This window comes from Bacillus sp. 41-22, from assembly GCF_025809295.1.
Taxonomy (GTDB): Bacteria; Bacillota; Bacilli; order Bacillales; family Bacillaceae_G; genus Bacillus_A; species Bacillus_A mycoides.
Map to the genome: position 1 here is coordinate 5,124,539 of NZ_CP084035.1, position 25,224 is coordinate 5,149,762.

The 25,224-nt window shown below is 36.8% G+C and carries 24 protein-coding genes; 8 read left to right on the forward strand and 16 right to left on the reverse strand.

Annotation, left to right across the window (positions count from 1 at the left end):
• Positions 1-1,513: 1,513 nt before the first annotated feature.
• Positions 1,514-3,184: an arginine--tRNA ligase gene (gene argS, locus LCF45_RS26345; protein WP_002016342.1), complete on the reverse strand. Its 1,671-nt coding sequence runs from the start codon at positions 3,182-3,184 to the stop codon at positions 1,514-1,516.
• A complete protein-coding gene (locus tag LCF45_RS26350; RefSeq protein WP_002089794.1) occupies positions 3,184-3,621 on the reverse strand; it encodes a YwiB family protein in 438 nt (145 codons plus the stop codon). Before LCF45_RS26350 ends, argS begins: the two co-directional genes overlap by 1 nt.
• 148 nt (positions 3,622-3,769) lie before the next feature.
• Here LCF45_RS26350 and LCF45_RS26355 point away from each other — a divergent pair, with 148 nt between their 5' ends.
• Complete coding sequence (locus tag LCF45_RS26355; protein ID WP_078203737.1) at positions 3,770-4,810, forward strand: S66 family peptidase; 1,041 nt, start codon at positions 3,770-3,772, stop codon at positions 4,808-4,810.
• Positions 4,811-4,835: 25 nt separating this feature from the next.
• Here the strand turns inward: LCF45_RS26355 and LCF45_RS26360 are convergent, their stop codons facing one another.
• Complete coding sequence (locus LCF45_RS26360; protein WP_002130097.1) at positions 4,836-5,198, reverse strand: YxeA family protein; 363 nt, start codon at positions 5,196-5,198, stop codon at positions 4,836-4,838.
• Positions 5,199-5,432: 234 nt separating this feature from the next.
• On the opposite strand from LCF45_RS26360, the gene LCF45_RS26365 reads away from it, so the two are divergent.
• On the forward strand, positions 5,433-6,470 hold the full coding sequence (locus tag LCF45_RS26365) for a PTS sugar transporter subunit IIC (protein WP_002130098.1): 1,038 nt from the start codon (positions 5,433-5,435) through the stop codon (positions 6,468-6,470).
• Between the two features lie 440 nt (positions 6,471-6,910).
• Here LCF45_RS26365 and speB read toward each other — a convergent pair whose 3' ends face one another.
• From speB to LCF45_RS26385, 4 genes are all read right to left on the reverse strand, one after another.
• Positions 6,911-7,783 carry an agmatinase gene (gene speB, locus LCF45_RS26370; RefSeq protein ID WP_002016350.1) on the reverse strand — a complete coding sequence of 291 codons (873 nt, stop codon included), beginning with the start codon at positions 7,781-7,783 and terminating at the stop codon, positions 6,911-6,913.
• A gap of 218 nt (positions 7,784-8,001) precedes the next feature.
• On the reverse strand, positions 8,002-8,829 hold the full coding sequence (speE, locus tag LCF45_RS26375) for a polyamine aminopropyltransferase (protein ID WP_000424693.1): 828 nt from the start codon (positions 8,827-8,829) through the stop codon (positions 8,002-8,004).
• Between the two features lie 186 nt (positions 8,830-9,015).
• Complete coding sequence (locus tag LCF45_RS26380; RefSeq protein WP_002016352.1) at positions 9,016-10,179, reverse strand: MFS transporter; 1,164 nt, start codon at positions 10,177-10,179, stop codon at positions 9,016-9,018.
• A 5-nt stretch (positions 10,180-10,184) separates the two neighbouring features.
• Entirely contained in the window at positions 10,185-10,592 is a 408-nt protein-coding gene (locus tag LCF45_RS26385) for a MerR family transcriptional regulator (RefSeq protein ID WP_002016353.1), read from the reverse strand.
• 150 nt (positions 10,593-10,742) lie between these two features.
• Here LCF45_RS26385 and LCF45_RS26390 point away from each other — a divergent pair, with 150 nt between their 5' ends.
• Entirely contained in the window at positions 10,743-11,468 is a 726-nt protein-coding gene (locus LCF45_RS26390; protein ID WP_078203735.1) for a glycerophosphodiester phosphodiesterase, read from the forward strand.
• Positions 11,469-11,568: 100 nt separating this feature from the next.
• Positions 11,569-13,620: a transglycosylase domain-containing protein gene (locus LCF45_RS26395; protein WP_002167313.1), complete on the forward strand. Its 2,052-nt coding sequence runs from the start codon at positions 11,569-11,571 to the stop codon at positions 13,618-13,620.
• Positions 13,621-13,652: 32 nt separating this feature from the next.
• Here LCF45_RS26395 and LCF45_RS26400 read toward each other — a convergent pair whose 3' ends face one another.
• Both LCF45_RS26400 and LCF45_RS26405 read right to left on the reverse strand, forming a co-directional pair.
• On the reverse strand, positions 13,653-14,162 hold the full coding sequence (locus tag LCF45_RS26400) for a YwhD family protein (RefSeq protein ID WP_002016357.1): 510 nt from the start codon (positions 14,160-14,162) through the stop codon (positions 13,653-13,655).
• A 25-nt stretch (positions 14,163-14,187) separates the two neighbouring features.
• On the reverse strand, positions 14,188-14,862 hold the full coding sequence (locus tag LCF45_RS26405; protein WP_002016358.1) for a site-2 protease family protein: 675 nt from the start codon (positions 14,860-14,862) through the stop codon (positions 14,188-14,190).
• Between the two features lie 112 nt (positions 14,863-14,974).
• Between LCF45_RS26405 and LCF45_RS26410 the strand changes: the two genes are divergently transcribed.
• On the forward strand, positions 14,975-15,160 hold the full coding sequence (locus tag LCF45_RS26410) for a 2-hydroxymuconate tautomerase (RefSeq protein WP_001147171.1): 186 nt from the start codon (positions 14,975-14,977) through the stop codon (positions 15,158-15,160).
• 39 nt (positions 15,161-15,199) lie between these two features.
• On the opposite strand, the gene LCF45_RS26415 is transcribed toward LCF45_RS26410, so the two are convergent.
• From LCF45_RS26415 to LCF45_RS26440, 6 genes are all read right to left on the reverse strand, one after another.
• On the reverse strand, positions 15,200-16,504 hold the full coding sequence (locus tag LCF45_RS26415; RefSeq protein ID WP_002130105.1) for an HD domain-containing protein: 1,305 nt from the start codon (positions 16,502-16,504) through the stop codon (positions 15,200-15,202).
• A gap of 145 nt (positions 16,505-16,649) precedes the next feature.
• Positions 16,650-17,588, reverse strand: a complete 939-nt coding sequence (locus LCF45_RS26420; protein WP_002138981.1) for an ABC transporter substrate-binding protein — start codon at positions 17,586-17,588, stop codon at positions 16,650-16,652.
• A 201-nt stretch (positions 17,589-17,789) separates the two neighbouring features.
• Positions 17,790-18,602, reverse strand: coding sequence for an ABC transporter ATP-binding protein (locus LCF45_RS26425; RefSeq protein ID WP_263894394.1), 813 nt, complete (start codon positions 18,600-18,602; stop codon positions 17,790-17,792).
• Positions 18,603-18,617: 15 nt separating this feature from the next.
• Positions 18,618-19,634 (reverse strand): FecCD family ABC transporter permease, encoded by a 1,017-nt coding sequence (locus LCF45_RS26430; RefSeq protein WP_002130107.1) that lies wholly within the window; start codon positions 19,632-19,634, stop codon positions 18,618-18,620.
• Positions 19,631-20,686: a FecCD family ABC transporter permease gene (locus tag LCF45_RS26435; RefSeq protein WP_000388282.1), complete on the reverse strand. Its 1,056-nt coding sequence runs from the start codon at positions 20,684-20,686 to the stop codon at positions 19,631-19,633. Before LCF45_RS26435 ends, LCF45_RS26430 begins: the two co-directional genes overlap by 4 nt.
• 237 nt (positions 20,687-20,923) lie before the next feature.
• Positions 20,924-21,148 carry a YuzB family protein gene (locus LCF45_RS26440; protein WP_000526075.1) on the reverse strand — a complete coding sequence of 75 codons (225 nt, stop codon included), beginning with the start codon at positions 21,146-21,148 and terminating at the stop codon, positions 20,924-20,926.
• Positions 21,149-21,437: 289 nt separating this feature from the next.
• Here LCF45_RS26440 and LCF45_RS26445 point away from each other — a divergent pair, with 289 nt between their 5' ends.
• Together LCF45_RS26445 and LCF45_RS26450 are read left to right on the forward strand one after the other, a co-directional pair.
• Positions 21,438-22,133, forward strand: a complete 696-nt coding sequence (locus tag LCF45_RS26445) for an RsfA family transcriptional regulator (protein WP_002016365.1) — start codon at positions 21,438-21,440, stop codon at positions 22,131-22,133.
• A gap of 127 nt (positions 22,134-22,260) precedes the next feature.
• A complete protein-coding gene (locus tag LCF45_RS26450) occupies positions 22,261-23,106 on the forward strand; it encodes an octanoyl-[GcvH]:protein N-octanoyltransferase (protein ID WP_078203733.1) in 846 nt (281 codons plus the stop codon).
• 69 nt (positions 23,107-23,175) lie between these two features.
• Here LCF45_RS26450 and pta read toward each other — a convergent pair whose 3' ends face one another.
• The gene (gene pta / locus LCF45_RS26455; RefSeq protein WP_000067219.1) at positions 23,176-24,147 is read right to left on the reverse strand and encodes a phosphate acetyltransferase; all 972 of its coding nucleotides are present in this window, start codon (positions 24,145-24,147) and stop codon (positions 23,176-23,178) included.
• 278 nt (positions 24,148-24,425) lie between these two features.
• Between pta and hemQ the strand changes: the two genes are divergently transcribed.
• Positions 24,426-25,169, forward strand: coding sequence for a hydrogen peroxide-dependent heme synthase (gene hemQ / locus LCF45_RS26460; RefSeq protein ID WP_001287592.1), 744 nt, complete (start codon positions 24,426-24,428; stop codon positions 25,167-25,169).
• Positions 25,170-25,224: the final 55 nt, after the last annotated feature.

Genomic DNA, 25,224 nt, shown 5'->3' on the forward strand with positions numbered 1-25,224 from the left:
AAAGATTCTACTATTCAATGTCATTAAGCCACTTTACTAAAACTTGTTTGACAGCTATTATCATCTTTTTCTCTTTTTCAATCCTTCTACTACTTAAAAAATTGCAGTTTGACTTTTATATAGATTCATCTAATTTCTCCGACATTTTATTTATCGTATATACTGTTTAACAAAAACAGATACAGGACAAATTTTGATAAAGGAATTCAAATTACAAATACCCATGAACGAACAAACAACTTCAAAGTCAGAAGAAGACCACTCAACAAGCACTCACGATAAAACTCATGACGGTCATTGTCTTATTATGCTGTAGAGTTTCCGAAATTTCTCCATACCAACGCAAACGTTTGCTCTATAAATGCAAAAATTTCATTGTCGACAAGTATGGAAGAGCTACTTCACAGTAAATATGCATTTGGTCAACTTCCTTACTTATCCTCATAAATAATAACAAGAAGTACAATCTATAATCGAATTTAGCATATCAGCCGAAGAAGGTTACGACTGTGAAACATGCTAGGATACTCGTATTCTAAAAGATGTTATTGAAGATGCATTTTCTGCCATTATGAGTTGAGGTGAAATTGGCCATATGTTAAAACATTTTGTGTTTAGTTACACAGCCGACCTACACACCGAAACAAGTAGAACAAGAAGCGTTCCACCGCCAGCATTATATAATTAAAAACGCTCTGGATGAAGTATTGTTTGCCTATGCAAGATGATAGTCATATTCTCCAAATTTGAATACAGTGGACCGAATTTGGGGGTAACTAAAAAAGAGTATGATTGTCAACTGATTTCATGTAAATCGTATAGAAATACGAAATTCAGCCTTTTCATTTTTGGAGTATATAAATGAGTGTCGAGAAAAAACCCTTTTCCTAATGGGTTCCATGGCTATGTCGAAGAATTAAAATGAGCTTATATATGATGATAATATCAAAACCGAGAAATTTATATCCTTTCATTATTTTTGATCAAATCATGAAACCTTTAATTGTACTATATGTACTATTTTAAACATACCACCCCTAGTTTCTTGACTAAGTTGGAAGTTTTCAAGATTAATTACTAATTGTTTAAATACTTGGTTAGATGAATTGTTCTTTTAGTATTTGGCATAGCTGTAACAATGTTTTTTACAACAATCACACCATTTTCTAGTAACATTCCACCAACTAATAATACATATATGGATTTTTGATAATCTTACCCCCAACAGTCTATTATTCTAGAATCGTTCCTAAAAATCAATAGTTAATTGGTATTTTACTATTTTCACTCCATCACCATAACATATATTTGTCACATGTATTTAGATTAGAAAATTGGCACAGAAAAAGAGATAGCTTTGCCATCTCTTTTTCTGTTTCAACTTCCCCTTATCAAGCCACACGACTTTTCGGTGCTCTTCTTTCTTTGACTTCTGATCAGTCTATAGACTGATCAGAAGTTTATATATCAACTTGTATATCAATTCTAAACAAAAATAGACATCTTTTCTTTATTACATTTTTTCTGGTGCAGATACTCCTACGATTGCTAATGCATTTTGAAGTGTCGTGCGTACTGCTTTCATTAATTCGTAACGAGCTTTACTTAATTCTAAGTTATCTTGGTTTAATACTTTTTCTGCATTGTAGAAGCTGTGTAATGCTGCAGCTAATTCAAATGCATAGCTTGTAATGCGGTGTGGCAGACGTTTTTGCGCTGCATCCGCAACTACAGCTGGGAATTCACCAAGTTTTTTCAGTAACTCTACTTCTTTCTCAGAAGTAACAAGTTTGTAATTTACGTCTCCGCCTGTAGCTAATCCTAACTCTTCACCTTGACGAAGGATACTGCATACACGAGCATGTGCATATTGTGCATAGTATACTGGGTTTTCATTAGATTTTGATACAGCTAAGTCCATATCGAAGTCTAAATGAGAATCACCGCTACGCATTGCGAAGAAGTATCGCATTGCGTCCACGCCTACTTCTTCCATAAGCTCACGAAGTGTAACTGCTTTACCTGTACGCTTACTCATTTTCATTTTTTCACCATTTTGGTACAGTTGTACCATTTGGATGATTTCTACTTCAAGTGTTTCTTTATCGTAACCTAGTGCTTGAATAGCAGCTTTCATACGAGGAATGTAACCGTGGTGGTCAGCACCCCAAATGTTGATTAGCTTATCGAAACCACGCTCTAATTTATCACGGTGATAAGCGATATCTGGCGTTAAGTATGTGTAAGAACCGTCATTTTTAATTAATACACGGTTTTTGTCGTCACCGTAAGTCATTGAACGGAACCAAGTTGCTCCGCCTTCTTCAAAGATTTCGTCACGCTCTTTTAATACAGCAAGAGCCTGATCAATTTTTCCGTTTTTGTATAATGATGTTTCTGAGAACCACACATCGAAGTTAACACGGAAGCTTGCTAAATCTTTTTGAAGTTTTGCTAACTCATATTTTAAACCGTATGAACGATAGAATTCATAACTTTCTTCTGCATCAGCTTTTGCATAACGATCGCCAAACTCTTCAGCTAAGCGTTTACCAATTCCAATGATGTCCGCACCATGGTAACCGTCTTCTGGCATTTCTTTCTCTAAACCTAAAGCTTGCATGTAACGAGCTTCAACAGAAAGAGCTAAGTTATGAATTTGGTTACCAGCATCATTAATGTAGTACTCACGAGATACATCATATCCTGCTTTTGCTAATACGTTACATAAAGTGTCACCTACTGCCGCACCACGTGCATGTCCTAAGTGAAGATCGCCTGTTGGATTCGCAGATACGAACTCAATTTGTACTTTTTCACCTTTACCAGTATTCGTTTCACCGTATGCTTCACCAGCATTAACGATTGTTGGGATTAAGTCTGTTAAGTAGCTATTATCCATGTAGAAGTTAATGAAACCAGGACCAGCGATTTCAATTTTTTCAATAGAAGCTTTTGCTTTATCGAAGTTTGCAACTAATTCTTCTGCAATCATACGAGGTGCTTTTTTCGCAACGCGTGCAAGTTGCATTGCCATATTTGTAGAGAAGTCACCATTTGTTTTATCTTTTGGAGATTCTAATACAACGTTTGGAATTTGTTCTTCTGTCGCTAGTTCTGCCTTTAATACAGCAGCTTGAATTTCTTCTTTAATCAATCCTTTTACTTGTTCTAAAGAATTCATTATTTTGCCTCCTTCAAATTAAGTGTAATTGTATATCTGCCAGCTTCTTGTTCACTTAGAAGCAATGCGTACGTTAAGAAGAGTTGTCCTTTTTTCTTTTCATCCGACCATTTAAAAAGAACGTTATCAGTTTTCGTTTGCAATGCAAACGTACCAAGTTCACTCGTATACGTACCAGTTGTCCATTCACCTTTCACATGCGTCTGACGCATAGAAATAGCACCTGAACGCATAATGAGAACTTGTTCATCTTGAATTTTAATAATTGTTTTCACTTCGCCTTGTTCGTTCGGCTCTTGGAATGTTATATATGTACCTTGACCTTTTACATAGTATTGACCATTTGCTTCAAAAGCAACGGTTTCCTTCCTCGCCCCTTCACGGATTTCTGTTACGAAATGAACGTGTACCGGCAAGCCTGCAAGTTGTTTCTTCACGTCTTGCACACCCTTCAAATGTTATAGATATTAAATACTACTTATAATAAATCACTTTTCCTATCATATCAAAAAAAGACTCTGTCTGTCTGCTGAAAAATCAGGAAAACTCCTTTTCAAAAAATAATTCACCTTCACTTTATTTCATATGTTAAAATATTTTTTAAATCTAAATATTCTTTCATTTAAAGGGGGGAATTTGGTGCTACTAACAAAATTAAAAAAAGGTGATGAAATAAGGGTTATTTCACCATCTTGTAGTTTAAGTATTGTCTCAAATGAAAACAGAGACCTTGCTATAAAAAGATTAACCGACATAGGCTTTCAAGTTACATTCTCAAAATATGCTGATGAGATAGATCGATTCGCTTCCTCTTCTATTTCTTCACGAGTTCAAGACCTCCACGAAGCATTTAGAGATCCTAATGTAAAAGCCATTTTGACGACACTTGGCGGATACAACTCTAATGGTTTATTGAAACATCTCGATTATGATTTAATTCGAGAAAATCCGAAAATTTTCTGCGGTTATTCTGATATTACCGCTTTAAGTAACGCGATTTATGCTAAAACAGGCTTAGTTACATATTCAGGTCCTCACTTCTCTTCATTTGGAATGGAGAAAGGGCTCGATTATACGACCGATTACTTTTTAAAGTGCTTAACTTCTCATGAACCTATTGAAATACTACCAGCTGAAACTTGGAGCGATGACTCTTGGTATATGGATCAAGAAAATCGAGAATTTATTAAAAATGAAGGATATGTTTCGATTCAAGAAGGAGAAGCTACAGGGGATATTATCGGCGGAAATATGAGCACTTTGAATTTACTACAAGGTACACCATATATGCCAAGCTTAAGAAATAAAGTTTTATTTCTTGAAGAAGATAGTTTAACGGGAAAAGCTACACTTAAAACTTTCGATCGATATTTACATTCTCTTATGCAGCAAACTGATTTTGAATACGTAAAAGGCATCGTTATAGGAAGAATGCAAAAAGGAACAGAATGTATGATAGAGGACATTCAAGAAATGATTGCTTCAAAGCCTGAACTTGCTCATATCCCTATTATTGCGAATGCCAGTTTCGGACATACAACTCCAATCTTTACTTTCCCAATTGGCGGAAGGGCAAAAATCATTTCTAATAAAGAAAGTTCAGCTATCACCATTTTAACGCACTAAAAAAGGAGCGAACGATTCGCTCCTTTTATGGTTTTTCTATTTTTTGCAACGCTTTTTGCGGGATTGATTCTTTCGAGATTTCAGCCCATCCTTTTCCCTGCATACCTTTTGCATAAATTTTTATAAAAGCACCCGTATGCAATTCACGGTTCACCATTCTTTTAATAACTTGTAGCTTTCCATCTTCTGTATACCCTTTAAATGTATACAAATATTCATCGTCTTTTTTCTCACTTTTATCTATAACAGCATAATAATCTTGTATTTCTTTATTTGAAAAGAAGTTGTCTACAAAAGCATGCACACCTTCTGTTTTCGTGTTTAAATAATATGCTGTTCCACCTAAAATAATGGCGAACACAGCTAAAACTTTAATTACCAATTTCATAAATGCGCCTCCTGTTTGCACTGCTTTCTCACTAGCCGTATGTCTATACCTGTATTATACGAAAAAAGGCATACTATACTCTATCGAAATGCCTTACACTTTCCTTACATTATTGTAAGAGTTTTTCACCTTACAGCGATTTCCCAATAAAAAATTTTTCCGTTTAACAAACTTTTATATTATTATTGAATGATACAAATTTTTATTACAAAAATCAAAGGAGACAATTTTCAAATGGCTATCTTGCAAGGTTTAGCACTATTACTTGTTGTACTTTGTCTATTTACACTTTTCAGTTACCGTGCGCCTTACGGAATGAAAGCAATGGGCGCTTTAGCTAATGCAGCAATCGCAAGTTTTCTTATTGAAGCATTTCACCGTTATATTGGTGGAGAAATGTTTCATAATGACTTTTTACAATCAGTAGGAGTAGCTTCTGGTAGCATGAGCGGTGTCGCAGCGGCAATTTTAGTCGCATTAGCAATCGGTGTCTCACCCGTATACGCTGTTTTAATCGGTATCGCTACTAGCGGATTCGGTATTTTACCAGGATTTTTCGCTGGATACGTTTGTGCCTTCGTCGTGAAGTTTCTCGAAAAGAAATTACCAGCTGGTGTAGAGTTTTTAGCAATCCTATTTATCGCTGCACCAATTTCACGCGGAATGGCCATGCTTATGGATCCACTCGTTAACGCAACACTTGGTAAAATCGGTTCTATGATTTCAGTTGCAACTACAGAAAGTCCTATCATTATGGGTATTATGCTTGGTGGATTAATAACAGTTATTTCTACATCTCCATTAAGTTCTATGGCACTAACTGCAATGCTTGGATTAACTGGTTTACCAATGGCAATTGGTAGTCTTGCCGTAGCAGCTTCTGCCCCAATGAACTTCATTTTCTTTAAACGACTAAAAATCTGTTCAAAGAAAGATACAATCGCCGTGGCAATCGAGCCGTTAACACAGGCCGATGTTGTCTCAGCAAATCCAATTCCTATCTATATGACAAACTTTGTTGGCGGTGCGCTTGCCGGTATTATTACGTCGCTATTCCAGCTCGTTAATAATGCACCAGGGACAGCATCACCAATTCCAGGACTTCTCGTACTGTTCGGATTTAATGATGTAATAAAAGTAACGATTGCTGCCGTATTATGTGGAATCGTTACCACTATTGTTGGATACGTCGGTTCTATTGTGTTCCGCAAATATCCAATCCGTTCTGCTGATGAAATTCGCGGAATTACTTCGGAAGAGAAAGTTGCGTAAAGAAAGGGAGCTATTCTCATCGTTTGAGAATAGCTCTTTTTTATGTCGCGTGACGGTAAGTGAAATTATATCGAACACAACTCCGCATATATCGACGTTTCGACAAAGGATATCGACTTAACTACTAAATAAGACAATAATAACCTACCTATTAATAAAAGAAGCCGGCTCAAAATACTTTTTGAGTCGGCTTCACTTTTACTTTATCCAGCTACAGCGGCTAGAATGATCGGTGGCTTCGCTTCTTCCTTCGAGGCAAAAAACGCCTCTACGTCTGAAGCTCCATCCCCCTCACATTCTGAGCGAGCCGCTTGCGCTTTTATTTTATCCAGCTACGGCAACTAGAATCTCCGGCCATTTCACACTCTCGTTCGAAGCCAAAAGCGCTTCTCGGTCGAGCGTTCCAATGACCTGCGATTCTGAGCGAGCTGCCTACGCTTTTATTTAACCCAACCGAGCAGCATTTCCCGCACGAATTTGCTTGCTGCGATTGGTGTTTGATCACTATGATCGTAGACTGGAGCTACTTCTACTAAGTCTGCTCCGACTACTTTTATATTTGAATTTGCAATTGCTACGATGGACTCTAATAGTTCTTTAGATGTGATACCTCCAGCTTCTAATGTTCCTGTTCCAGGAGCGTGAGCTGGGTCTAATACGTCGATGTCGATTGTGACATAGACTGGGCGTCCTGCAAGTTTCGGTAATACTTCCTTTAACGGTTCTAATACGTCAAATTTATATAAGTTCATACCTACTTCTTTTGCCCATTCGAATTCTTCCTTCATTCCAGAACGAATACCGAAAGAATATACGTTTTCCGGACCAATTAAATCGCACACTTTACGAATTGGTGTAGAGTGGGATAAAGGCTCTCCCTCATATGACTCACGTAAGTCAGTATGAGCATCCATATGGATGATTGCTAAATCCGGATATTTTTTTGCCATTGCCTTAAAAATTGGCCAAGACACTAAGTGCTCTCCGCCGAGACCTAGTGGAAACTTACCGGCATCTAATAGTTTTGTTACATATTCTTCAATCATGTCTATGCTGCGCTGTGGATTCCCAAATGGTAATGGGATATCACCCGCATCAAAATATTTTACCTCTTCTAGTTCACGATCTAAATACGGACTATATTCTTCAAGACCGATTGATACTTCACGAATACGTGCAGGGCCAAAGCGAGATCCTGGACGGAAACTTACTGTCCAATCCATAGGCATCCCGTAAATAACTGCCTCTGACTCTTCAAAACTTGGATGACTTTTAATAAATACTTTACCTGAATAAGCTTCATCAAAACGCATATTCTTTTCCTCCTTATGTGGAACTTAAGGTATCCCAACCTTTCACTATTTCTCAAATTTGGAGCGCATTGCTCCTCTTTCTCGATTTACCTGGGCCTTCTTGTTATCACAAGAAGACTACTTCATTTGTAGCAGTGTAAGTAACTAGCATGTTCAAGCCTTCTAGACAAACACCTTAAATGAGTTACTTACACTTTATTTATTTCAATTTAACGCTCTTACTTAATTAAATCGCCAACAAATTTCGGTAATGCGAATGCTGCATTGTGTAATTCTTTTGTGTAGTATTTCGTTTCGATTTCGTGGAAACGCTCTTCACTTACTTCTAATGGATCATGTTTTTTAGATCCGATTGTGAACGTCCAAAGTCCACTTGGATACGTCGGAATGTTTGCTGTGTATAGACGAGTAATTGGGAAAATCTCTTTTACGTCTTTAAACACAGTTGTAATTAGTTCTGGTGTAAACCAAGGGTTGTCCGTTTGGGCAACGAAAATACCATCTTCTTTTAACGCTTTTGAAATTCCAGCGTAGAAGCCTTTTGTAAATAGGTTTACTGCTGGACCTACTGGCTCAGTAGAATCTACCATAATTACGTCATATTCGTTTTCGCTTTCTGCGATGTGTAGGAAACCGTCTCCTACTTTTACTTCTACACGCTCATCATCTAATGCGCCTGCAATTGATGGTAAGTATTGTTTAGAGTACTCAATTACTTTTCCATCAATTTCAACAAGAGTTGCTTTCTTTACGCTTGGGTGTTTTAATACTTCACGAATAACACCACCATCGCCACCGCCTACTACTAATACGTTTTCAGGGTTTGGATGTGTAAATAAAGGTACGTGCGCTACCATTTCATGATAAACGAACTCGTCCTTTTCTGTTGTCATAACCATGCCATCTAAAATAAGCATGTTTCCGAACTCTTCCGTTTCAACCATATCAAGTTTTTGGAATTCTGTTTGCTCCGTATGTAATGTGCGGTTAATACGCGCCGTAATTCCAAAATGCTTTGTTTGTTTTTCAGTGAACCATAGTTCCATCGTACAATCACGCCTTTCAATGCAAATTTATAATAGGGACATCATTAATGTCCCCTAACAAAAATAAAACAAAACATCCAAAAAGTATAGTTAAAAGTAAAAAAATACCGAAAATATATTTTAGTCAGAGGGTTCTAACATATATGTGAAAAGGGATTGCTCTGTAATAGGAAAGAAAACCCTTTCTTAAGAAAGGGTTTTTGTCTCTATTTCTACCGGTTTACGAATCGGAATTAAGATCATTACGCAACCAACTAACACAACAATTCCACCGACTAAAAACGGACTTTGTGGTGAAACTGTATGACCGATGACTCCTGATAAAATTGGAGCAATCGCACCCCCTAACCAACGAACGAAGTTATAAACACCTGATGTAACAGATCTTTCATAAGGTGAAATATCCATTACATAACTTGTAAATAACGCGTTATTTAAGCCTGATGCTAATCCTGATAGAACGATTAACACGATTTGTAACCACATGATTTTAACGAAGAATAGTGCAATTAAGAAAATCGCAAATACAAGTAAACTACCTTTTAACAATGTTTTTGGTTCATATTTACCTTCTAGCTTATGCGCTAAAATTGCTGATCCGTAAGCTAATGCTAATCCCCATCCGCAAAATACAAATCCTAATTGAATAGCAGATAAATGCATAATAAGTGGTGAATATGCTAACACGACGAAAAATCCGTAGTAATATAACATCCCGGAAATGGCACCTTGCATAAACGGTTTATATTTCACCAGGTTAAGTAATTCCCCTACGCCTGCTGCTTTACGCTTCACTTTTCGCTCCGGTTCTTTTACAAAAAAGAAAACTAAAATAAATGCTAAAGAAATTAAAATACTCGTCGCAAAAAATGGGTAACGCCAAGAATGTCCACCTAATATACCACCTAACAATGGGCCACCTGCCATCCCTAAACCGATAGCTGCTTCATATAATCCTACTGCTTCATGAACTTCTTTACTTAATGCAATTAATAATGTCATCGCCGTTGCAAAGAACATCGCGTTTCCTAATCCCCACCCCGCGCGGAAAAGAGATAATTGAGCAATCGTTTGCGATATACCACATATAAATGCAAATACAGTTACAATCGCAAGACCGATCGTCATCATTCGTTTATCACCAAATCTTGATGCAAATATTCCAGCTGGTAACATCATAATTGCCATCGTTAAAATATATGCTGTAAATAACATCTCGACTTGCCAATGCGAAGCACCAATTTGTTCAGCAATACTTGGTAAAATTGGGTCGACTACTCCTATACCTGAAAAGGCAAGGAAGGTAGCCACCACTGTAATCAATCTCCCTAATTTTTGTTTGCTCTCCATTTTGATTACTCTCCTTTTGTATTCTCTAAAAATGTAACTGCACGGCTTAAACTATCCTCTAGCTCTGCCTTAACACGCTGCATTTGCTCCATTTTTTCGTCTAACGTTTGCACTTGTTTTTCAAGCATCTCTTTAATTTCTTGAATCACTTCACGGTCACGCGGATTCTCACTATTTCTTCTTTGTTCCATTCTTTCTTTTAACGATAAGAAATGTTGCATTTCTTGAAGCGTAATTCCTAGTACTTCTTTCGCTTCCACAATCCTTTTAATTCTCGCAATGTCCTCGTCTGTATACAGGCGAATATTCCCTTCACTGCGTTCTGGGGGATGAATTAAACCAATTTCCTCATAATAACGAAGTGTACGCTTTGTTAAACCAACTTGCTTTGTTACTTCATCGATTTTATACATGTGTATTCCTCCCTTCACCGATTATTACATTTTACGTTAACGTTAACTTTTGTGCAACTGTTATACTTTTGTAAATGTTTGTCATATGAATTGTATTTTTCTCAAAGCAGTTTCATAATAAAAGAAAAGAGATGATAAGGAGATTTCCACATGAATAAAACACTTATTTTCGCTCATCGCGGGGTAAAAGGAACACACCCAGAAAATACGATGATTGCCTTCCAAGAGGCTGAACGCATTGGGGCTCACGGAATTGAACTTGATGTTCATCTATCAAAAGATGGTGAACTAGTTGTTATTCATGATGAAACGGTGGACCGCACAACAAATGGCGTGGGACTTGTTTCTGAGAAAACTGTAGAGGAATTACAAGCTTTAGATGCTGGTAGCCATAAAGATCCTTCTTTCCATGAGGCGAAAATCCCAACATTACGAGAAGTATTTATTTGGCTCTCTACAACAAATTTACAACTTAACATTGAATTAAAAACAGATGTTCTTCATTATCCAAATATTGAAGAAAAAGTTGTTGCTCTTGTTCGTGAATATCATCTATCCAATCAAATTGTATTTTCATCATTTAACCACGATTCCGTTTCATTATTAGCAGAAATTGCTCCAGAAATTCCAAGAGCGATTTTGTACGATACACCACTTGCAGATCCTATTGCTGAAGCAAAAAGGCGCGAGGCGACTGGATTACATCCAAACTTTCAATTATTAACGAAAGAGTTTGTCCAATTAGCACAGGGGCAAGGATACGTTTTTCGTCCTTACACTATTAATGAATATAAAGATTTACAAACTATGATTGACTATGGTGTAGATGTCATCATTACCGATTGGCCAGCACGTGCCTTTGAGCTCCTTTCTTAATTGAAGGGGCTTTTTTGTTTTCAAAATTTCATTGTTTAAAATAAACGAAAACCCTCAATACTAATACAATAATGCTTGTATTAATGAGGGGCTGAAAAAGATGGATCAAACTATGAATCCAAAACTTAAAAAATATAAACGTCTTTTCTTCACCGTAATGTTTTCTTGTGTTCTTTTTTTCGTTTTTTCCTTTTTTATTATCATTATAGCTGCAAAAATTATGGGGCCTCCCCCTGTTGCAGTGCCGCAAACGAGTGTCTTTTACGCTAATGATGACACTGTTATAGGACAAAGTAATGAAACACAAAAGCGCTATAATGTATCTCTTGATGAAATTTCTCCTTATGTAAAAGAGGCAACACTATCTATTGAAGATCAACGATTCTACAAACATCATGGATTTGATATAAAGCGCATTGTTGGTGCCATTGTTGCCGATTTAAAAGCAATGGCAAAAGTACAAGGTGCTAGTACTATTACACAACAGTATGCTCGTAACCTATACTTAGATCATGATAAAACGTGGAAGCGTAAACTATTAGAGGCAATGTATACCGTTCGCCTTGAAGTGAACTATAATAAAAATCATATTTTAGAAGGATATTTAAATACAATTTATTACGGGCATGGTGCTTACGGAATCGAAGCTGCTTCTCGCCTGTATTTCGATAAAACTGCAAAAGAATTAACATTAGCAGAAGCTAGTATGCTCGCAGGTATTCCGAAAGGACCTAGCTTCTACTCTCCCTTTTTAAAAGAGGAGCGTGCTAAAGGGCGTCAATCTCTCATACTAGATGAAATGGTAGAACAAGGTTATATTACAAAACAGCAAGCTACCTCAGCAAAAAAGGAAACACTTACTTTTGCTTCATTGGATACGAAAAAAGTTGCAGAGGTCGCACCTTATTTCCAAGATGCTGTACAAGCTTCTCTTCTTCGGGATATCGGATTAGATGAGCAAGCCTTACAGCGAGGTGGCTTACGTATTTATACAACGCTAGACCCTAAATTACAATCTGTAGCAGAGCAAGCTGTAAAAAATCATATACCTGAAACAACAAACATCCAAACTGCCCTCGTCTCTATGAATCCAAAAACGGGTGAAGTGGCTGCCCTTGTTGGTGGAACTGATTATAATACGAGTCAATTTAACAGAGCTACACAAGCCGCTCGTCAGCCCGGCTCTACATTTAAGCCATTCCTATATTACGCAGCCTTAGAACGAGGATTCACCCCTGCTACGCGCTTAAAAAGCGAATATACTGTATTCACTTTAGGTGACGGTGTTTCCAAATATAAACCGAAAAATTATAAAAACTATTATGCAGACGACTTTGTGACAATGGCACAAGCACTCGCTGTTTCTGATAACGTATATGCTGTGAAGACAAATCTATTTTTAGGCGAAGACATTCTTACAAAAACAGCGAAGCAATTCGGTATTACTAGCGCATTAAAAGATGTTCCGTCTCTTGCTCTCGGCACATCTCCTGTAAAACCAATTGAAATGGTCAATGCTTATAGCATGTTTGCAAACGGCGGGAAAGAAGTAAAACCAATCTTTATAAGGCGCATCGTTGATCATGAAGGAAATATGCTATACGACGCTCATTTAGAAAGTAAACAAGTTCTAGATAAAAGCAAAGCCTTTGTGATGGAAGAAATGATGGCAGGTATGTTTAATAAAAAACTAAGCAGTTATGCCGCTGTGACCGGTCAATCGATGTTATCAAAACTATCAAGAACATATGCTGGAAAGTCTGGTTCTACAGAAACTGATAGTTGGATGATTGGATTTACCCCACAACTTGTAACAGGGGTTTGGATTGGATACGATCAACCTAAATCCATTTCAAACGTAGCAGAACAAGGATACGCAAAAAAAATATGGACCGATACAATGGAAAAAGGATTAGATGGACAGCCTAAACAAGAGTTTAAACAACCAGCAGATGTTGTTGCAGTCGATGTTAATCCTGAAAACGGTAAGATTGCTACAAAAAATTGTCCCATTTCTGTGAAAATGTATTTCGCAAAAGGTACAGAGCCAACAGAGTATTGTATGGATCACGTTGATGATAAGGAAGAGTTCGAAAAGGTTAGTGAAGAGAAGAAAAAGACGGGTTGGTGGAAAAAATATCTCCCGTGGTAAAAAAATAGCTGACGGAAATCCGTCAGCTATTTTTATTCGCCTAATAATGCGTGGCGCAATTCTTCACTAGATTCGTTCCAAATTGCTTCATTATGCTCTTTTAAGAATGTACCAAGTACTTTTTTAGATGATTCATCCATATGATCAATCATGATGTGACGCTTTAGGGATTTATCCATTTTATTTACATGCTCTGGAAGTGATTTATATCCGCGGCGAATTTCACGATCAACTGTCATTTCACAGGCTGTTGCACCTGCGTAATAAGCACCGTTTGGTGTTCTTTCAATTGTTACCCAAACAAGCCAAAACGGTTTTCCGTTTGGAACTTCATCTTTATTTGTTAAAAACTTAATTCCTTTTTCTACTGTACTACGCGCATGCATCGCACCGATATCAACGAACGCAGTTTTCTCTAATACATCAACAAATACAGGAGAAATATTTTCTAAACTTAATGCCCCAACGCCAAAACCACCATGTCCATCTGTTGAATCATTTTTCACGATATTAAAACCGATTTTTTTCTTTTTCTCTGTCATATGTAAACTCCTCCTCGCTTAATGATTAAAAAAGCCTGAAAATAGGCGCAATGATATTTTGTAAAAATACTAATACATATGGAATAACAACATTGAAAATAGGTTGAATTGTGTAATTGCTAAGCGGTGTAATAACAAGAATTAATAACGCAATTGATCCATACTTTTCATACTGTGTCATTTTCGCACGAATATTTGCTGGTGCTAAATCTTCCACAACGCGATACCCATCAAGTGGCGGGATTGGTAATAAATTAAATACAAGTAAAACAATATTAAGCATAATAAAAATTTGGAAAAATTGATCCAGCGTATCTGCTACTGCAAGTGGCATCGCATCTAACACACCAAACGTTATTAAGCTATACCAAATAATTAAACCTATTGCACTTAAGATAAGATTACTTATCGGTCCCGCAATAGAAACTAATATTCCCGCAAGACGCGGTCTTTTAAAGTTATACGGATTAACAGGTACTGGTCTTGCCCAACCGAATCCAAGAATTAGTACAGCAATCATACCGATAGGATCTAAATGAGCCATCGGTGATAATGTTAAACGTCCTTGCTTTTTCGCTGTATCGTCTCCAAATTTATATGCAACATACGCATGTGCAAATTCATGCACAGATAGCGCAATAATAATCGCCATTGCTACCAATGGAATTTGTTGCAATGGGTATCTAAATAACTGATCCATAACTCATCTCCTCTTCCATATGTCAAAAAAAGAAATTATTTGTTTTTCCGATTGTTCTTCCTCATAATCCGCTATAATAAGAGTGTAACTTACATAAAAGGAGCGATTATACATGCCATACGTAACAGTGAAAATGCTAGAAGGACGCACAGAAGAACAAAAGAAAGCTCTTGCTGAGAAAGTAACAGCAGCAGTAAGCGAAACAACTGGTGCTCCTGAAGAAAACATCGTTGTTTTCATCGAAGAAATGTCTAAAAACCATTATGCAGTTGGCGGAAAACGCTTAAGCGACAAATAATTTCAAGTTTTTTCATAAGAAGCAGCTCTTTGCTGCTTCTTATTTCTTTCCTTCTAACAACTCGATAATTCTCTCTTTATATTTTCCTTTTCTTCCATCTTCATAGATTAAATCATGCGGATAGAATAGCTTTTGATCCGTTCGCTTCTTACCTGTAATTGCCTCAACAATATCCGATTCACGCGAAAGCTCTCTAAGTTCCCCGTTCGGCATAAGAAGTAAGATTGGCAGACGCTCTTCTTCTTCTCCTGCGCGGTAAAAGTCATACGGTAAATCCGATGTTGAATCCACAACTAAGTAATACTCTGGATCGAGTCCAATCTTTTTAAATAAGCTACTTAGCTCCATCCAATTATCTAAACCGTGCTTATCTGTAAACTCCACATATTTAAATAGATTTCGATTCATAAAACGACGGCATAAGTCACTTAAAATCGGATCTTCTTCCTCTTGCCATACTTGGAAGTAATAATACATTACGTTCTCGTCTAACTTTAAATAATCCTCTACTGTCACTTCTTCTTCAAATAAAGAATAGAAATGAACAGGATGATTTTTAAACGCATAATACTTCTCATGCAGTGATTTAGCTCGGTGTAAAATCTTCGTTAAAATTACTTCTGCACTACGTGTTACCGGATGAAAATATACTTGCCAATACATTTGATAACGGCTCATAATATAATGCTCTACAGCATGCATACCACTATTTTTAATGACAACTTGATTACCGTACGGGCGCATGACACGCAGTATACGTTCCATATCAAAGTTCCCATACTTTACACCAGTAAAATATGCATCTCTTAATAAATAATCCATACGATCGGCATCAATTTGGCTCGAAATCATACTAATCGCTAATTTATTAGTAGATGTTTTCGCAATTACATCTGCTACCTTTTGCGGGAAATCCTTATCCACACGGCTTAACACACGATTAATTTCCGTATCACCAACGATAATCTTTTGCGTAAATTTCTCATGATCTAACGAAAATACTTTTTCAAACGAGTGAGAAAATGGGCCGTGACCGACATCATGAAGTAATGACGCACATAAACATAACAATCTATCTTCAGCATTCCAGTTCGGTCTGCCATCAAACACATCATCAATCATACGACGAATAATTTCATATACACCTAACGAATGAGTAAAGCGACTATGCTCAGCACCGTGAAATGTAAAAAATGTCGTACCAAGCTGCTTAATACGGCGCAAGCGTTGAAATTCTTTCGTTCCGATTAAATCCCAAATAACGCGATCACGCACGTGTACATATTTATGTACTGGGTCTTTAAACACTTTTGTTTCGCTGAGTTTGTCGTTTAAATATACCACTTTCCGACATCCCCCTTTCTTTACTGCATTCTTACTATATATTATAAACGATATAGGAAACAGAAAGAAATGAAAGACTATATTAATTCCTGTTATATAAAGAAAAATCACCTTTACCAAAACAAAGGTGATTTTTCTTTATATATTATTTTCCTAAAATGAACTCAGTAACTTCGTCTAGGATCATTTCTTTACCTAGTGGGAAGTATCCTTTGTTTACATCTTCATTACTGATTGTAAATACATGGTTGTTTTTAACAGCGTTCATATTTTTCCAAATTGATTCTTCTTGGAATTCTTTTAGACGCTGAGAACCGTCACCAGTTGTAAATACGAATAAGTAATCTGGGTTGTAATCAATTAAAGCTTCTTTTTGTATTTGTACTAACGGTTTATCAGTTGGTGTACCTTTAACTGCTGGTAATTTTAAATCACCAAAGATTACGCTACCGTAACCGTAGTCACCGTATACACGGAATGCATTTGGATATGCAGCCATTTTCATGAATGTTGCATCGCCAGTTTTAGCAACGATTTTGTCATGTAATTTGCTTGCTTTTTCATCATACTTTTTGAACCATTCTTTTGTTTCTTTCTCTTTACCGAAGATTTGACCTACTTCTTCGAATTTTGGACGCCATTGGTCTAATGGAGTTTTTAACATAACTGTTGGTGCAATTTTAGATAATTGATCATAAATCTTTTCTTGACGATTGTTTACAATAATTAAATCTGGTTTTGCAGCAGCCACTGCTTCGATGTTAATTTTATCGCCCCACGCAGAACCAACCGGTTTTACATCTTTCAATTTCTTCTCAATATGTGAATCAATTTTTTCTTGTGTTGTATTTGCAGTAATAATCGGTTTCATACCGAAAATTAATAATTCTTCTGTTGAACCACTAAGGTCAGCAATTTTCTTTGGATTTGCAGGGATTTTAATTTCCCCTTTTGCGTGTTGTACAGTGCGCTCTTCAGTTTTCGCATCTGCTTTCTTTTCTTCTTCTTTGTTAGAACAAGCTGCAAATAGTACAGAAGTAACAACTAGTACCATTGCTAATAGTGCCATTTTAAAATTCTTCATATTCCGACTCCTTCTAGCTGTATTTCTCTTATAATTTGCATGTAACTATAAGAAACAAAACAACAATTAATTAATATATATTTATTAATTGTTGTTTATAACCCGTTCTAACGGGCGTTCAACTTCCCATCCGTGGGTAAGAAGCTCAACGTCCATTAGAACTCCCCCTCTCACCTCTTTAAGAGGGGGAAATTCTATTAATTATACTTTTTTACGCAATTGATTATTAATCATCGCTAAATCGTATGTTAAACAAATTGGTTTACAGTTTACTGGACATGGAACGATTTGCGCTTCAATCTCAAATACGTTACGAAGTGTTTCACTCGTCATAACTTCATCTGGCGTTCCTTGTTTCATTAACTTACCTGCTTTTAATGCAATCATATGATCAGAGAAACGAGAAGCATGATTTAAATCGTGAATAACCATAACAATCGTTCTGCCTTCTTCTTTGTTTAATTTCTTCAGTAAGTTTAATACTTCAAGTTGATGAGCCATATCTAAGTATGTTGTTGGTTCATCTAACACAAGTAAATCTGTTCCTTGTGCAAGAGCCATCGCAATCCATACACGTTGACGTTGACCACCTGATAAAGCTTCTGCTGGACGATTTGCGAATTCTGTCATCCCCGTCACTTCAAGTGCCCAATGAATGTAGCGATAATCCTCTTCTTTCAATGTTCCAAATCCTTTTTGATGAGGAAAACGTCCATATGAAACAAGTTCAAACACAGTAAGGCCTGTTGGCACTTCTGCAGTTTGTGGTAAAATCGCCATTTTCTTTGCGATTTCTTTCGTTGGCTGTTTCTCAATTGCTTTTCCATCAAGATAAACAGTACCTCGTTTTGCTTTCAAAATACGAGAAGCCGTTTTTAATAATGTGGATTTCCCACAACCATTTGGTCCAATAATCGTTGTAATTTGTCCTTCCGGAATTTCAACTGTTAATCCATCTATAATTAACCCTTCATTATACCCAACAGATACCGCATCAACTGCTAAAGTTGCCATACAAAAAGCCTCCCTTTATTTTGTCCTCATAAGTAAATATATGAAATATGGTGCACCAATTACAGAAATAACAAGACCGACCGGTATTTCTGAAGTTGGTAACACACTTCTTGAAATTACATCTGCAAATAAAAGCAAGAACGTTCCTATTAATGCAGCCGTTGGTAACATAATTTGATGTTTACCACCAACGAGGCGTCTCGCTAAATGCGGAGCCATTAAACCGATAAAACCAATGCCTCCCGCCACCGCAACAGATGCACCAGCTAAACAAACTGCAATAAATAATAATTTACGTCTTTCCTTTTCTACGTTTACACCAAGGCCAACTGCTGTAGAGTCGCCTAAATTCATTACATTTAATATGTGCGCTTTACTAATGGCAAGTGGTAAGAAAATAATCATCCATGGGAGTACACTTAGTACGAACTTCCAATCTGTTCCCCATAAACTTCCTGCCAACCAAATCGTTGCAAAACGGAAGTCGTTAGATGTCATCTTCATAGAGAAAATTAAACTAACCGCACCAAATCCGGCTGCAACAGCGATACCAACAAGAATTAATCGAGTTGATGAAACACCGTCTTTCCATGCTAGTAAATAAATAATAACCGCTGCTAATATCGCACCAACTAACGCGAAGAATGGAAGGATAAATACAGATAAAAATGTACCAGTTCCAACTTTTCCAAAGAAAAAGTAGACGAATACAACAACTGTTAATCCCGCTCCGGCGTTAATACCTATAATACCTGGATCAGCAAGTGGGTTTCGTGATAGCCCTTGCAAAATTGCACCTGACATAGCTAATGCAGAACCAACTAATATAGCAATAACCATACGCGGCATACGAAATTCAAATAAAATAACAGATTGATCTTCTGCACCCAATCCAACTAGTGACTTTAATACATCTATTGGAGGAATTTTAAATGTTCCTGTATTTAAACTTATTAAAAATACAGCAACAATTAATCCTACTAAAATCGTTAAAATAGAAACGTTCTTTTTTGTTAAGACGCTCGTCCTCACATCTTTCCTCTCCCTTCATTACGTGCTAAGTAGAGGAAGAATGGCACCCCAATTAGCGCTGTAATTGCTCCAATTGGCGTTTCAAATGGTGGATTAATAACGCGAGATAACATATCTGCACATTCAATTAGCAATCCACCTAAGACCGCAGAACATGGAATAACCCATCTATAATCTGAGCCTACAAGGAAACGAGTCATATGCGGAATTACAAGTCCAACAAATCCAACTGATCCTGCCATAGAAACCGCAGAACCTGTTAATACAAGAACAAGTACTGTTCCGATAAATTTAATTAATGTCGTATTTTGACCAAGTCCAATCGCAATTTCTTCACCAAAGCTTAAAATTGTGATATATCTCGACATCATAATTGCTATAATGAGACAAACAAGACCAATCGGTACTAACATATTAATACTTTGCCATTTCACTCCGGCAACACCGCCTGCATTCCACATACTTACCTCTTGGGCAAGGTTGAAATACAATGCAATTCCAGATGAAATTGCCCCTAATAAAGCACTAATTGCTGCACCTGCTAAAGCTAATTTTACAGGCGTTAATCCACCTGGTGAAGAAGACCCAATACCATATACAATGCTCGCTCCAAACGCAGCTCCAATAAAAGATGCGATAACAAACATTAAATAAGGTGAATTAGGGAAGAATGCATACATAATTGCAATTCCGAATACAGCACCATCTGTAATCCCCATTAACGATGGAGATGCAAGTGGATTTCGTGTCATACCTTGCATAATTGCACCTGATACCGCTAAAAAAGCACCTGCAACTACGCCCCCTATTGCTCTAGGCATGCGAAGTTCTTGAATTACGTTATGGTGCGTTATGGAACCATCAAACTGAAATACAGCTTGCCAAACGGTCTTTAAACTAATATCTGCTGCACCAAACGAAATAGAAACTGCCATACTTAAAGCTAACAAAATTGTGCCTGCTATTAAAATAATAGAAGCAACGAGCGGTCTGCTCTTAATCTCTTTAACATTCACATCTTGCTGTTCTATACTCCTTGCGCTCGCTTCCATCCCTCAACCATCCTAACCAACAACATATATTTAATAAAATGAAATTTATTCTCAAATAATAATAAAAAAATTAGGTGAATTGACCTTTTTCGTGATAATGATTATCAGAATCAGACACTTTCTATTCTACCTACCACGTCAAAAGACTGTCAACCATTATTTTGAAATACGAATTCATACAAAACGCTATCTTATGGACATAAAAAAAGAAGAGTAATCTGTTCACTCTTCTTTTTCTTACTTATTTAATTTTGCTTCAATTTTTACAATTAATTCGTCTTCTGTTGGAGCCGCAACTGGACGATTATTTACAAACGCGAATGATTTTTTACGACCAGGGCCACAGTAAGACTGACATGCAACCTCAATCGTTGCACATGAATCTACTTTTTTCAACTTCGGAATCAACGTTTTAACGTTCGTTGCCTGACAATCATCACACACACGAAATTCGTTTCCCATTATATATAACACTTCCTCTATTTTAAACTTTTCACAAGTACATTTAAAAATAAACACTAAATGGTATTTTACCGCTCTTTGAAGCTTGTTGCAAGTCTCCGGGCGTAGCTCTATTCCTATATAAAGCCACCTATTTTTTATATTTTCTCCTTCAAAAGCTTTCATCATTCATAGCCACATTTCTTCTCTTCATTGAAATCTACCATATTTTTAAAAGCTTTGTATAAAAGCTCATTTTTTTGCCCATTATAAAAATAGGAAGTTCATAAAAAGAAAGGGAGTTGAATCTATGAAAGTAAGACAAGATGCTTGGACAGACGAGGACGATTTATTACTTGCTGAAACGGTGCTTCGCCATGTTCGAGAAGGAAGTACTCAATTAAATGCTTTTGAAGAAGTAGGAGATCAGTTAAATCGCACATCTGCTGCTTGTGGTTTCCGCTGGAATGCTGTTGTTCGCTATAGCTATGAACAAGCTCTTCAACTAGCAAAAAAACATCGTAAAGATAAAATGCGTGCTGCGGGCGGTGAACAGACAAAAAAACGTTTGCTTTACACACCACCAGCTTCAGCGGCGGCGATAACTGATTATGAAGAACACGTACCGTATGAAACAGCTGTTCAATATACAGAAGCTACTCCATATCAAAAGCCGACTGTCCCTGCTCCAAAAAGCTCAATAACAATGCAAGATGTTATTTACTTTTTACAAACAGTTGGATCTTCAAATATAAAAGTAACAGCTCTTGAAAACGAGAATACGAGATTGAAACAAGAAATTAAAACGCAAATCCTGCGAAATGAAGAACTAGAAAAGAAACTAGAAAAATTAGAACAACAATCTCATACTGTACAAGAGGATTACGAAACACTTATGAATATTATGAACCGTGCTCGTAAATTAGCAGTAATGGATGATGAGGAACGCTCACAAACATCTTTCCGCATGGATCGAAACGGTAACTTAGAAAAAATTGCAGAATAAAAAGGATGCATGCAATGCATCCTTTTTATTCTTTCACCTCTAAACTTCCCTTTATATATGAGAAAACCCCTTTCTACATTTTTTGCTATAATAGAGATTGTCATTTTAAAAATAAGGGGTTAGTTATATGAGCAATTCCCGTTCGATTTTATCTCAGCCAAAGTGGCGTATTGTAGATCAGTCTAGTTTAGGACCAACTTTCCATGCACTTCAGTCATTCGCAATGGATGACACGTTATGCACAAGTATTGGAAATGGTCTATCCGCTGCAACAATGCGCTCTTGGGTTCATCACAATACAATTGTTCTTGGCATTCAAGATTCACGCCTACCACATTTAGAAGAAGGTATTTCCTTTTTAAAAGAAAACGACTTCAATGTTATCGTTCGTAATTCTGGTGGACTTGCTGTCGTACTTGATGAAGGTGTTTTAAACGTATCACTTTTATTCCAAGAAACAGAAAAGGGTATCGATATCGACCTTGGATACGATACGATGTGGCATTTAATTAAGGAAATGTTAAAAGATTACGATGTTACTATCGAAGCAAAAGAAATTGTTGGTTCTTATTGTCCTGGTAGCTACGATTTGAGCATTCGCGATCAAAAATTTGCTGGTATTTCTCAGCGTCGTATTCGCGGAGGCGTTGCTGTACAAATTTACTTATGTGCGACAGGAAGCGGATCTGAGCGTGCCGCACTCGTTCGTGATTTTTACAACGTAGCAATTCAAGGCGAAGAAACAAGATTTACGTATCCTGAAATTGTACCGAGTACGATGGCTTCACTATCTGAATTACTTGGCGAAACAATTACAGTGCAAGATTTAATGATGCGCCTTTTAAAAACGTTGCAACAATTCGCGCCAAAGTTAACACCATCTCAGCTAACAGTAGATGAAGTTCCTTTATATGAGACGAATTTACAACGTATTATTGACCGTAATAATAAGGCACTTGGTTTAGAAAAATAGAAACCAAAAAGACCACCCTCATTTCAAAAGAAATAGGATGGTCTTTTTTCATATTAATTCGTTATAGAATTAAAGTGCTTGAGCTGCTGTAATTAAAGCTAACTTGTACACTTCTTCTTCGTTACATCCACGAGACAGATCATTTACAGGCATATTTAAACCTTGTAAGATTGGTCCTACTGCTTCGAAGTTACCTAAGCGTTGAGCGATTTTGTAGCCGATATTACCAGCTTCTAAGCTTGGGAATACGAATACGTTAGCATCACCTTTAATTGTAGAACCTGGAGCTTTCTTCTCAGCTACAGATGGTACGAATGCAGCATCGAATTGGAATTCTCCATCTAAAGTTAATTCAGGAGCCATTTCTTTTGCAATGCGAGTTGCTTCTACAACTTTTTCTGTTTCTGGAGATTTCGCAGAACCTTTTGTAGAGAAGCTTAACATAGCAACGCGTGGGTCAATACCGAATAGTTCAGCAGTTTTCGCACTTTCGATACCAATTTCAGCTAAATCTTGGCTGTTTGGTGCAATGTTAATTGCGCAATCAGCGAATACATACTTCTCTTCTTCACGTACCATGATGAATACGCCTGAAGTTTTTGTAACTCCTGGTTTTGTTTTAATAATTTGAAGTGCTGGACGAACTGTATCAGCTGTAGAGTGAGCTGCACCACTTACTAAACCTTGTGCTTTGCCCATGTATACAAGCATCGTACCGAAGTAGTTTTCGTCTTTAAGGATTTTGCGAGCATCTTCTTCTGTTGCTTTACCTTTACGGCGTTCAACGAAAGATGCTACCATTGCATCCATTTCTTCGTATGTAGCTGGGTCATAAATATCAACGCCTGCTAATGTTAAGTTCATGCTAGCTGCTTTTGCGCTAATTTCTTCTTTATTACCAACTAAGATTGGTTTTACTAACTCTTCTTTTGCTAAACGCTCTGCAGCGCCTAAAATTCTTTCATCAGTTCCTTCAGGAAGTACGATAGAAATGCCTTTTCCTTGAACTTTTTCTTTTACTGTTGTAAATAAGTTGCTCACGAATAAACCCTCCTACATATGTTAAAAAACTCTATCTTTAAGAATACTGCTTTTCCTCTATATTTTAAACTTATAGCTCCCAAAAAATAGATAAAATGAAAATGATTATATTTTCATAAAATTCAGCATAGAAATAAAGCCCCTTTAAGCCTTATCTCCTCCTATTTTCAAGTAAATTTAAATGTGACAATTTTATGCGCTGAAACTTTATGTAGATGTTTTTAATCCTATATATGCTATAGTTAACGTGTAAAATATCATTAACTGAGGTGAATAGAATGAGTGAAGCAACAACAACGTTAGATGGCTGGTATTGTTTACATGATTTACGTTCTATTGATTGGGCAGCATGGAAAACATTATCTAGTGACGAACGCGGACAAGCAGTGTCTGAATTTTTAAATGTCGTTGAAAAATGGAACGAAGTAGCTACTGCAAAAAAAGGCAGTCATGCAATGTATACAGTTGTTGGTCAAAAAGCAGATATTATGCTTATGATCTTACGTCCAACAATGGAAGAGTTAAATGAAATCGAAACAGAATTAAATAAAACAACATTAGCTGAATATTTAGTTCCTGCATATTCTTACGTATCTGTTGTTGAACTAAGCAACTACCTTCCAGCTGATGAAGATCCATACCAAAACCCACAAATCTTAGCTCGCTTATATCCTGAGTTACCAAAAGCAAATCATATTTGCTTCTATCCAATGGACAAGCGTCGCCAAGGTGATGACAACTGGTACATGCTTCCTATGGAAGAACGTAAAAAAATGATGTACAGTCACAGTAAAATCGGTCGCCAATACGCAGGGAAAGTACGCCAAGTAATTTCAGGATCAGTCGGATTCGACGATTTCGAGTGGGGCGTAACATTATTCGCTGACGATGTTCTTCAATTTAAGAAGCTTATATATGAAATGCGCTTCGATGAAGTAAGTGCCCGTTACGGTGAATTCGGTACATTCTTCGTTGGGAACATTTTACCAGACGAAAAAGTAGAGAAATTTTTACACATATAATAATGAAAAAGGAACGAATTTCGTTCCTTTTTTTATTATCCTCTATATTTACCCA

Excerpts from the sequence above, each read along its gene's own strand:
- LCF45_RS26395 (WP_002167313.1), top strand. The coding sequence starts at position 11,569 with ATGGATCAAACTATGAATCCAAAACTTAAAAAATATAAACGTCTTTTC.
- LCF45_RS26390 (WP_078203735.1), top strand. The coding sequence starts at position 10,743 with ATGAATAAAACACTTATTTTCGCTCATCGCGGGGTAAAAGGAACACAC.
- speB (WP_002016350.1), bottom strand. The coding sequence starts at position 7,783 with ATGCGTTTTGATGAAGCTTATTCAGGTAAAGTATTTATTAAAAGTCAT.
- LCF45_RS26410 (WP_001147171.1), top strand. The coding sequence starts at position 14,975 with ATGCCATACGTAACAGTGAAAATGCTAGAAGGACGCACAGAAGAACAA.
- LCF45_RS26440 (WP_000526075.1), bottom strand. The coding sequence starts at position 21,148 with ATGGGAAACGAATTTCGTGTGTGTGATGATTGTCAGGCAACGAACGTT.
- LCF45_RS26405 (WP_002016358.1), bottom strand. The coding sequence starts at position 14,862 with ATGGATCAGTTATTTAGATACCCATTGCAACAAATTCCATTGGTAGCA.
- LCF45_RS26385 (WP_002016353.1), bottom strand. The coding sequence starts at position 10,592 with ATGTATAAAATCGATGAAGTAACAAAGCAAGTTGGTTTAACAAAGCGT.
- LCF45_RS26420 (WP_002138981.1), bottom strand. The coding sequence starts at position 17,588 with ATGAAGAATTTTAAAATGGCACTATTAGCAATGGTACTAGTTGTTACT.
- LCF45_RS26425 (WP_263894394.1), bottom strand. The coding sequence starts at position 18,602 with ATGGCAACTTTAGCAGTTGATGCGGTATCTGTTGGGTATAATGAAGGG.
- LCF45_RS26365 (WP_002130098.1), top strand. The coding sequence starts at position 5,433 with ATGGCTATCTTGCAAGGTTTAGCACTATTACTTGTTGTACTTTGTCTA.
- LCF45_RS26450 (WP_078203733.1), top strand. The coding sequence starts at position 22,261 with ATGAGCAATTCCCGTTCGATTTTATCTCAGCCAAAGTGGCGTATTGTA.
- hemQ (WP_001287592.1), top strand. The coding sequence starts at position 24,426 with ATGAGTGAAGCAACAACAACGTTAGATGGCTGGTATTGTTTACATGAT.
- LCF45_RS26355 (WP_078203737.1), top strand. The coding sequence starts at position 3,770 with ATGTTAAAATATTTTTTAAATCTAAATATTCTTTCATTTAAAGGGGGG.
- LCF45_RS26435 (WP_000388282.1), bottom strand. The coding sequence starts at position 20,686 with ATGGAAGCGAGCGCAAGGAGTATAGAACAGCAAGATGTGAATGTTAAA.
- LCF45_RS26445 (WP_002016365.1), top strand. The coding sequence starts at position 21,438 with ATGAAAGTAAGACAAGATGCTTGGACAGACGAGGACGATTTATTACTT.
- LCF45_RS26380 (WP_002016352.1), bottom strand. The coding sequence starts at position 10,179 with ATGGAGAGCAAACAAAAATTAGGGAGATTGATTACAGTGGTGGCTACC.
- speE (WP_000424693.1), bottom strand. The coding sequence starts at position 8,829 with ATGGAACTATGGTTCACTGAAAAACAAACAAAGCATTTTGGAATTACG.
- LCF45_RS26400 (WP_002016357.1), bottom strand. The coding sequence starts at position 14,162 with ATGACAGAGAAAAAGAAAAAAATCGGTTTTAATATCGTGAAAAATGAT.
- argS (WP_002016342.1), bottom strand. The coding sequence starts at position 3,184 with ATGAATTCTTTAGAACAAGTAAAAGGATTGATTAAAGAAGAAATTCAA.
- LCF45_RS26360 (WP_002130097.1), bottom strand. The coding sequence starts at position 5,198 with ATGAAATTGGTAATTAAAGTTTTAGCTGTGTTCGCCATTATTTTAGGT.